The following is an 8,235-nucleotide window of genomic DNA, read 5'->3' on the forward strand; positions in this document are numbered from 1 at the left end:
GTTCGGTTCAGCTCCTGTGGTCGTTCGGGGGTCCCGGGCGGGGGTCTGCGTCCAGCGCGGCCAGCGCGTCGCGCAGCCCCCGGTGTACATCCTCGTACACCTCCAGGTGTCCGTCCGCCGCGAGGTGATCGGCGTCACCCAGCCGTTCCAGCACGGCGTCCACGGGGCCGTACCCGGTGGCGGTCCGTGCGACGCCGAGCGGCAGGGGCCCGCCGGCCCCTCCCCCGTCACCACCGGCGGGCGCGCCGCCGTCCGCGCCGGGCGCGGCCGGGGGCGGCGCCGGGGGGTCGGCGGGGTCCGGGGCGGCGGGGGGCCGGAGCTGTCCGGGGGGCGTGGCGTCCATGCCCCGACGCTACCGCGAAGCCTCCGCCCGCCGCCGGTCCGCACCGGTGCCGTGCCGCCCTCGGCCTCGGCCTCAGCGGCCTCGACCTGGTCTCGGCCCTGGCGCCCTCGGCCTCGGCGCGCCGCGGCTACTTCCGCGGCACCCGCGCCTGCCGGGCCGCCGGCACGACCAGGGGGGTGCCCGTCTCGGGGTCGTCGATGACCTGGCAGCGCAGGCCGAAGACCCGCTCGACGAGTTCGGCGGTGACGATCTCCGACGGCGGGCCCTGCGCGACGATCTCCCCGCCGCGTACGGCGATGAGGTGCGTGGCGTACCGCGCGGCGTGGTTCAGGTCGTGCAGGACGGCGACGAGGGTGCGGCCCTGCGTCTCGTGGAGCTCGGCGCACAGGTCGAGGACGTCGATCTGGTGCTGGATGTCGAGGTACGTCGTCGGCTCGTCGAGCAGCAGCAGCGGGGTCTGCTGGGCGAGCGCCATGGCGATCCAGACGCGCTGGCGCTGCCCGCCCGACAGCTCGTCGACGTACCGGTCGCCCAGCTCGCCGACGCCGGTGGCGTCCATCGACTCCTGGACGATCCGCTCGTCCTGCGGCGACCACTGCCGCAGCAGCCCCTGGTGCGGGTAGCGGCCGCGGGCGACGAGATCGGCGACGGTGATGCCGTCCGGCGCGATCGACGACTGGGGCAGCAGCCCGAGCGTCCGCGCGACCTTCTTCGCGGGCATGGAGTGGATGGCCTGCCCGTCCAGCAGCACCCGGCCCCGCGTGGGCTTCAGCATCCGGGCGAGGGCGCGCAGCAGCGTGGACTTGCCGCAGGCGTTCGGCCCGACGATCACCGTGAAGGAGTTGTCGGGGATCGCCACGGACAGGTCGCGGGCGATGGTCCGCTGCTCGTAGGCGAGGGTGACGGACTCCGCGGCGAGGCGCTGCTGCGGGGGCTGGGACTGCATGGACGTACTCCTGGCGTTCTGGTCGTTCGTGGGGGTCATATCCGGCCTGCCCGGCGCTCGGTGACCAGGAGCCACAGCAGGTAGCAGCCGCCGACGATGCCGGTGACGACGCCGACGGGCAGCTGCCGCTCGCCGAAGACGTTGGTGGCGGCCCAGTCGGCGACCAGCAGCACCGCCGCGCCCATCAGGGCGGACGCGCCCAGGTTCGGGCCGGGCGACCGGGTCAGCCGGCGGGTCAGCTGGGGCGCGCTGAGCGCGACGAACGTGATGGGGCCGGCCGCGGCGGTGGCGGACGCGACGAGCAGCACCGCGGCGACCAGCAGCACGATCCGCACCCGCTCCACCCGCACGCCCAGCGCGTACGCGGCGTCGTCGCCCATCTCCAGCATGCGCAGCGGCCGGCCGTACGCGAGGACCAGCGGCAGCAGGACCGCGCTGACGGCGAGCAGCGGCCAGAACTGCGTCCAGTCCCGGCCCTCCAGGGAGCCGGTCATCCACACCACGGCGCGGGTCGCGTCGACCAGGTTCGCCTTGGTGATCAGGTAGTGGATGACCGCGGTGAGCATCGCGGCGAGGCCGATGCCGATGAGGACGATCCGGAAGCCGTGCACGCCCCGCTTCCACGCGAAGACGTACACGGCGGCACCGGTCAGCGTGCCGCCGACGAGACCGCCGGCCGCGACGGCGGTGGCGTCACCGTGGAACAGCACGATCACGCTGAGCGCGCCGACGATCGCGCCCTGGTTGACGCCGAGCATGTCGGGGCTGCCGAGCGGGTTGCGGGTGATGGTCTGGAAGACCGCCCCGCCGACCGCCAGGCCCGCGCCGACGAGGGCCGCGACGAGGACGCGCGGCAGCCGCAGGTCGAGGACGACGAACTCCTGCGCGACCGTGCCGTCGCCGAGGAGGGTGGCGAGGACCTCGCCGGGCGTCATGGGGAAGTCGCCGCTGCCGATGAGGACGATCCCGGCGGCCAGGGCCAGCGCGAGCAGCAGCAGGCAGACGGCCACGGTACGCGGCTCGACCCGGACGGACAGCCCGCCGCGCGTCCGGACGGCCCGGACGGTGCGGGTGCGGGCGGCCGGGGCGCCGGGGGCGGGGACGCCGGGCGTGGGCGCGGGGGTGCCGGGCGCGGGGGCGGTGGGTGCGGGGGTCGCGGTCACAGCTGGGCCATCCTCTTGCGGCGTACGAGGTGGATGAAGACGGGCCCGCCGATCAGCGCCGTGACGATGCCGACCTGGAGCTCGGACGGGCGGGCCACGACCCGGCCGACGATGTCGGAGCCGATCAGCAGCACGGGCGAGAGGACCGCCGCGTACGGCAGGATCCACCGCATGTCGGGCCCGGTGATGGCGCGGACCAGGTACGGCACCATCAGCCCGACGAAGACGATCGGCCCGCACGCGGCGGTCGCGCCGCCGCACAGCAGGGTCACGGCGAGCATGGCCAGGACCCGGGTGCGGGTGAGGTTCGCGCCGAGCGCGCGGGCCGTGTCGTCCCCCATCTCCATGGCGTTGAGGGGCCGGGCGACCAGCGCGGCCAGCACGACGCCGGCGGCGATGAACGGCGCGACCGCGCCGACGACGTCCGCGTCGGCGCCGGCCAGCGACCCGACGGTCCAGAACCGCAGCCGGTCCAGGGCGGCCGAGTCGAGCAGTTGGACGGCGTTGACGTACCCGTACAGCGCGGCGGTCGCGGCGGTGCCGGCCAGCGCGAGCCGTACGGGGGTGGCGCTGCGCCCGCCGCCGAGCACGTACACGAGCACCGACACGACCGCGGCGCCCACGAACGCGAACCACACGTACCCCATGAAGGAGGACGTGCCGAGGAGGCTGGTCGCGGTGACCACGGCGGCCGCCGCGCCCGCGTTGACGCCCATCAGGCCCGGCTCGGCGAGCGGGTTGCGGGTGAGCGCCTGCATGACGGCCCCGGCCAGGCCGAGCGCGACACCGGCGAGGAGGCCGAGCAGCGTGCGCGGGACGCGGACGTCGGCGATGAGGACGTCGCTGCCGGTCCCGGAGTTCTGGAACAGGCCGTGCCACACATCGCCGAGCGGCACCGGTTTGGCGCCGACGACGATGCTCGCGACACACACGAGCACCAGCACGCCGAGGGACAGCAACAGCCCGGCGGCGCGCACCGACCGGCGCCCGCGGGGCTGCGCGGCGGCCTGGGGCTCCGCGCTCTGTTCTGGAGAACTCTCAACCAACACGCGGTTAGGTTAGCCTACCCTCGCCGCAATGATCGCGGGGGTTTCACCAACCCAGCCTGGCCAGCGCCTTCCCCGCCTCCAGACCGCACGACCCGTCCCCGGCACGGCTCCAGGCCGCCGCGCACAGCGCCCGCAGCCCGTCCATCGGTTCGCCGCTCCCGTCGAGGGCGAGCGCGTCGCCGTCGGCGACCGCGGTCCACCCCCCGCAGCGAAAGCCGTCCCCCGGGGCCCCGGTCACCTCGGGCTGCCCGGTCAGCAGGCCCCGCAGGTCGGCGTCGACGTACGTCGGCCGGTGCTCGGGCCGGGCCGCGAGCAGCTCCGCCGGGGCGGTCACACCGGTGAGGACGAGCAGCGAGTCGACGCCGCCGTTGTACGCGCCCTCGATGTCGGTGTCGAGCCGGTCCCCGACGACGAGGGGCCGCCGCGCCCCGGTCCGCAGGATCGTCTCGCGGTGCATCGGCGGCAGCGGCTTGCCCGCGACCTGCGGCTCGGCGCCCGTCGCGATCCGTACGACCTCCACGGCCGCGCCGTTGCCGGGCGCGATGCCGCGCGCGCCGGGGATGGTGAGGTCGGTGTTGGACGCGTACCAGGGCAGGCCGCGCGCGATCGCGTACGACGCCTCCGCGAACCGCCCCCACGGCAGTTCGGGCCCGCCGTACCCCTGGACGACGGCCGCCGGGTCGTCGTCGGCGGACTCGACGGGGACGAGCCCCCGCTCGCGCAGCGCCACCCGCAGCCCCTCGCCGCCGATGACGAGGACGCGCGCCCCTTGCGGGAGCTGGTCGGCGACGAGCCGCGCCACCGCCTGCGCCGACGTGATCACGTCGTCCGGCTCGGCGGGCACGCCCAGTTCGGTGAGGTGCGCGGCGACGGCGTCGGGGGTGCGCAGCGCGTTGTTGGTGACGTACGCGAGGTGCATCCCGTCGGCCCGCGCCTCCCCCAGCGCCTCCACGGCGTGCGGAATGGCCTCGCCGCCCGCGTACACGACACCGTCCAGGTCCAGCAGCGCCGTGTCGTACGCCGCGCTCAACGCGGTCGCGCTGCCGCCCGGCGCGCTCCGTCCGTGCTGCCCCATCGCCCTGGCTCCTCACTCGTTCGGTGGTTCCCGTCCCCCGATCATCGCTCATCCGCATATCCACCTACGATGCAAGGATGAACACGAGAGGTCCTGCGGCCAACGACGGCCTGCGCCTGAAACCGTTCCGCGGGCTGCGGTACGTCCCCGAACGGGTCCGCAGCCTCGCCGCGGTGACCTCCCCGCCGTACGACGTGGTCGTGCGGCCGGACGGGCTGCACCACCTGGAGTCGTCGGACCCGCACAACATCGTGCGGCTGATCCTGCCGCAGGCCCCGACGCCCGACGCCCGCCCCCGCCGGGCGGCGGACACCCTCGCGGACTGGCTGGCGGACGGCATACTCGCCGCGGACGCGGAGCCCGCCCTGTACGTGTACGAGCAGCGCAAGGGCGACCTGCTCCAGCGGGGCCTGATCGGCGCCCTGGAGCTGTCGCCGCCGGCGGAGGGCGTGGTCCTGCCGCACGAGGACGTGATGCCGCACGTGGTGGAGGAGCGCGCGGACCTGATGCGCACGACGGGCGCGCATCTGGAGCCGCTGCTGCTGACGTACCGGGGCGAGGGCCGCGCGACGGGCGCGACGGCCGTGATCGAGCGGGCGACGGCGGGTACGCCGCTGCTGGCGACGACGACGGAGGACGGGTTCGGCCACCGCCTGTGGGCGGTGACGGACCCGGAGGAGCTCGCGGCGGTCGCGGAGGACCTGGCGGGTCGTCAGGCGCTGATCGCGGACGGACACCACCGCTGGGCGACGTACCTGCGGCTGCGGGAGGAGCGGTCGGGCCCGGGCCCGTGGGACTACGGCCTGGTGCTCCTCATCGACACGGCCCGCTACCCGCTGCGGGTGCGGGCGATCCACCGGCTGCTGCACCGCCTGCCGGTCTCCGCCGCGCTGGCGGCACTGGAGGCGTCGCGGGGCGCGTTCCGGGTACGGGCACTGGACGTGCCGCTGGAGGCCGCCCTGGACGCGCTGGCGGAGGCGGCGGGCGACGGCAACGCGTTCCTGCTGGCGGGCGACGGCCGCTTCCACCTGGTGGACCGCCCGGACCCGGACCTGCTGGAGCGTACGGTGCGCCGGGACCGGCCGGAGGCGTGGCGGACGCTGGACGCGACGGTGCTGCACGCAACGCTGCTGGAGCACGTGTGGCGGGTCCCGGACTCCCCGGAGCACATCGCGTACCTCCACGAGGCGCGGGCGGCGGTGACGCAGGCGGAGCGGAACGGGGCGACGGCGGTCCTGATGCACCCGGTGCGCGAGGAGGTCGTACGGGACCTGGCGCGCCAGGGCGTGACGATGCCCCGGAAATCGACGTCGTTCGGTCCGAAGCCGGCGACGGGCCTGGTCCTGCGCAGCCTGGCCCTGGACTGAGGGCGACGGGGAGAGGGAGGAAGGGCGGCACCCCGCGCGGGGTGCCGCCCTTCCCCATGCCGTTTCGCGCTCAGCGCCCGGTGCCGTCACCGTCGACGTCGTCGGTGTCGTCGTCGGACCGGTCGTCGTTCTCGGCCCCCTCGGTCTCCTCGAGGTCCTCGCTCTCCTCGGTCTCCTCGATCGCGTCGACGAATTCGACGCCGTCGAGTTCGGCGAGCCGGTCGGAGGCGTCGGTGGTGCCTTCCTTGTCGGACTCGAGGGCCTTGGCGAACCATTCGCGCGCTTCGCCCTCCCGGCCGGCGGCCAGGAGCGCGTCGGCGTACGCGTACCGCAGGCGCGCGGTCCACGGCTGGATGGAGTTGGACGCGAGTTCGGGCGACTGGAGGGTGACGATCGCGGCGTCGAGCTGGCCCATGTCGCGGCGAGCACCGGCGGCGACGAGTCGCATCTCCACCTGGCCGGCCTTGTCCAGCTTCTGCACCTCGGGCTCGCCGGCCATGGCGAGGGCCCGCTCGGGGCGGCCGAGGCCGCGCTCGCAGTCGGCCATGACGGGCCACAGGTCGACGGTGCCGGTCATGCGCCGGGCGGCGCGGAACTCGGCGAGGGCCTCGGCGTACTTCTGCGTGGCGTACGCGGCGAAGCCGGCGGCCTCGCGGACGGCGGCGACGCGGGAGGCGAGCCGGAGCGCGATCCGCGAGTAGGCGTACGCCTTCTCGGGGTCCTCGTCGATGAGCTTGGCGACCATCACCAGGTTGCGGGCGACGTCCTCGGCGAGGGTCTTGGGCAGGCTCATCAGCTCCTGCCGCACGTCCTTGTCGATCTCGTCACCGGTGACGTCGTCGGGGATGGGCAGCCGCTTGATGGGCTCGCGGTCCCGCCGGTCGTCACGACGGTCGTCCCTGCGGTCGTCCCGCCGCTCGGGCCGCCCGCGGAACCCACCGCGCCCGCGGTCGTCCCGCCGGTCGTCCCGGCCGCCGCGGAACCCGCCCCGCCGGTCGTCGTCCCGACGCGGTCCGCGGTCGCGGTCCCGGTCGTCACGCCGGAACGGCGGACGGTCGTCGCTGCGCCGGAACCCACCACGGTCATCGCGCCGGTCGTCACGGCGATCGTCGCGCCGGTCGTCACGGCGGAAACCGCCACGGTCGTCCCGCCGGTCATCGCGCCGGTCGTCCCGACGCGGGGCACGGTCGTCCCGCGGGAAACCACCCCGCTCGTCACGCCGGTCATCACGGCGGTCGTCGCGCCGGAAGCCACCGCGGTCACGGTCGTCACGGCGGGGCGCGCGGTCATCGCGCGGGAAGGCCGGCCGATCGCCCCCGCGCCGGAACGGCGGACGGTCGTCGTTGCGCCGGAACCCACCACGGTCATCGCGCCGGTCGTCACGCCGGTCGTCGCGGCGAAAACCGCCACGGTCGTCCCGCCGGTCATCGCGCCGGTCGTCCCGACGCGGGGCACGGTCGTCCCGCGGGAAACCACCACGGTCGTCCCGCCGGTCGTCACGGCGGAAGCCGCCACCGCCACGTCGGTCGTCGTCACGGCGCGGGGCGCGGTCGTCGCGCGGGGAGCCGCCCCGATCGTCGGAGCGGTACCCTCCCCGGTCGTCACGGCGGTCATCGGAGCGGTAGCCACCGCCCCGCCGGTCGTCGTCGCGCCGGAAGCCGCCGCCCCGGTATCCGCCGCGGTCGCGGTCGTCACGCCGGTCGTCACGGCGGAAACCACCGCGGTCGCGGTCCCGGTCGTCCCGCCGGAACGGCGGACGGTCGTCGCTGCGCCGGAACCCACCACGGTCATCGCGCCGGTCGTCACGGCGATCGTCGCGCCGGTCGTCACGGCGGAAGCCGCCACCGCCACGTCGGTCGTCGTCACGGCGGGGTCCGCGGAAACCGCCCTGCTCGCCACCGTCCCTACGACGAGGCTCACGCTCCGGACGGTCGTCGGAGGAGTTGGTGGACATGGGTGTGGCTCCTGTCTTCGGGTACCGCAAGTCATTCTCGCGCAGTGGGCGTTCCACCGCGCTCCGAGCAAATTCGAGTGACAACAAAAAGGACCCTTGGTCCCAGCATGTACGCTGGGACCAAGGGCCCTGAAAAATTGTTCGGCGGCGTCCTACTCTCCCACAGGGTCCCCCCTGCAGTACCATCGGCGCTGAAAGGCTTAGCTTCCGGGTTCGGAATGTAACCGGGCGTTTCCCTAACGCTATGACCACCGAAACCCTATTGGGTTCGAGCGAACAAGCACACTATTCACTTGAACAAATTTGTGTGCCGGTGCGACTGTTCGCAACCCGGGAAC

8 protein-coding genes and 1 rRNA gene are annotated in these 8,235 nt (G+C 74.6%); 1 reads left to right on the forward strand and 8 read right to left on the reverse strand.

All coding sequences use genetic code 11. The annotated features are described in order from the left end of the window. Positions 1-7: 7 nt before the first annotated feature. The 5 genes from RND61_RS30870 to RND61_RS30890 form a co-directional block, all read right to left on the reverse strand. Entirely contained in the window at positions 8-343 is a 336-nt protein-coding gene (locus tag RND61_RS30870; protein ID WP_315881473.1) for a hypothetical protein, read from the reverse strand. Positions 344-470: 127 nt separating this feature from the next. Next, positions 471-1,289 carry an ABC transporter ATP-binding protein gene (locus tag RND61_RS30875; RefSeq protein WP_315881474.1) on the reverse strand — a complete coding sequence of 273 codons (819 nt, stop codon included), beginning with the start codon at positions 1,287-1,289 and terminating at the stop codon, positions 471-473. 35 nt (positions 1,290-1,324) lie between these two features. Then, a complete protein-coding gene (locus tag RND61_RS30880) occupies positions 1,325-2,452 on the reverse strand; it encodes a FecCD family ABC transporter permease (RefSeq protein ID WP_391654511.1) in 1,128 nt (375 codons plus the stop codon). Further along, complete coding sequence (locus RND61_RS30885; RefSeq protein WP_315881479.1) at positions 2,449-3,408, reverse strand: FecCD family ABC transporter permease; 960 nt, start codon at positions 3,406-3,408, stop codon at positions 2,449-2,451. Before RND61_RS30885 ends, RND61_RS30880 begins: the two co-directional genes overlap by 4 nt. Before the next feature lie 136 nt (positions 3,409-3,544). Further along, a complete protein-coding gene (locus RND61_RS30890) occupies positions 3,545-4,576 on the reverse strand; it encodes an HAD-IIA family hydrolase (protein ID WP_315881475.1) in 1,032 nt (343 codons plus the stop codon). A gap of 77 nt (positions 4,577-4,653) precedes the next feature. On the opposite strand from RND61_RS30890, the gene RND61_RS30895 reads away from it, so the two are divergent. After that, entirely contained in the window at positions 4,654-5,943 is a 1,290-nt protein-coding gene (locus tag RND61_RS30895) for a DUF1015 domain-containing protein (protein WP_315881476.1), read from the forward strand. Positions 5,944-6,013: 70 nt separating this feature from the next. Here RND61_RS30895 and RND61_RS30900 read toward each other — a convergent pair whose 3' ends face one another. The 3 genes from RND61_RS30900 to rrf all read right to left on the reverse strand — a co-directional run bounded on the left by RND61_RS30900 (position 6,014) and on the right by rrf (position 8,153). Next, the gene (locus RND61_RS30900; RefSeq protein WP_315881480.1) at positions 6,014-6,796 is read right to left on the reverse strand and encodes a tetratricopeptide repeat protein; all 783 of its coding nucleotides are present in this window, start codon (positions 6,794-6,796) and stop codon (positions 6,014-6,016) included. Next, positions 6,736-7,749 (reverse strand): hypothetical protein, encoded by a 1,014-nt coding sequence (locus RND61_RS30905; protein WP_315881481.1) that lies wholly within the window; start codon positions 7,747-7,749, stop codon positions 6,736-6,738. Before RND61_RS30905 ends, RND61_RS30900 begins: the two co-directional genes overlap by 61 nt. Before the next feature lie 287 nt (positions 7,750-8,036). Then, positions 8,037-8,153, reverse strand: a 5S ribosomal RNA gene (rrf, locus tag RND61_RS30910). Positions 8,154-8,235 lie beyond the last annotated feature (82 nt).

The organism is Streptomyces tamarix (genome assembly GCF_032423885.1).
GTDB lineage: Bacteria > Actinomycetota > Actinomycetes > Streptomycetales > Streptomycetaceae > Streptomyces > Streptomyces tamarix.

Excerpts from the sequence above, each read along its gene's own strand:
- RND61_RS30875 (WP_315881474.1), bottom strand. The coding sequence starts at position 1,289 with ATGCAGTCCCAGCCCCCGCAGCAGCGCCTCGCCGCGGAGTCCGTCACC.
- RND61_RS30870 (WP_315881473.1), bottom strand. The coding sequence starts at position 343 with ATGGACGCCACGCCCCCCGGACAGCTCCGGCCCCCCGCCGCCCCGGAC.
- RND61_RS30890 (WP_315881475.1), bottom strand. The coding sequence starts at position 4,576 with ATGGGGCAGCACGGACGGAGCGCGCCGGGCGGCAGCGCGACCGCGTTG.
- RND61_RS30895 (WP_315881476.1), top strand. The coding sequence starts at position 4,654 with ATGAACACGAGAGGTCCTGCGGCCAACGACGGCCTGCGCCTGAAACCG.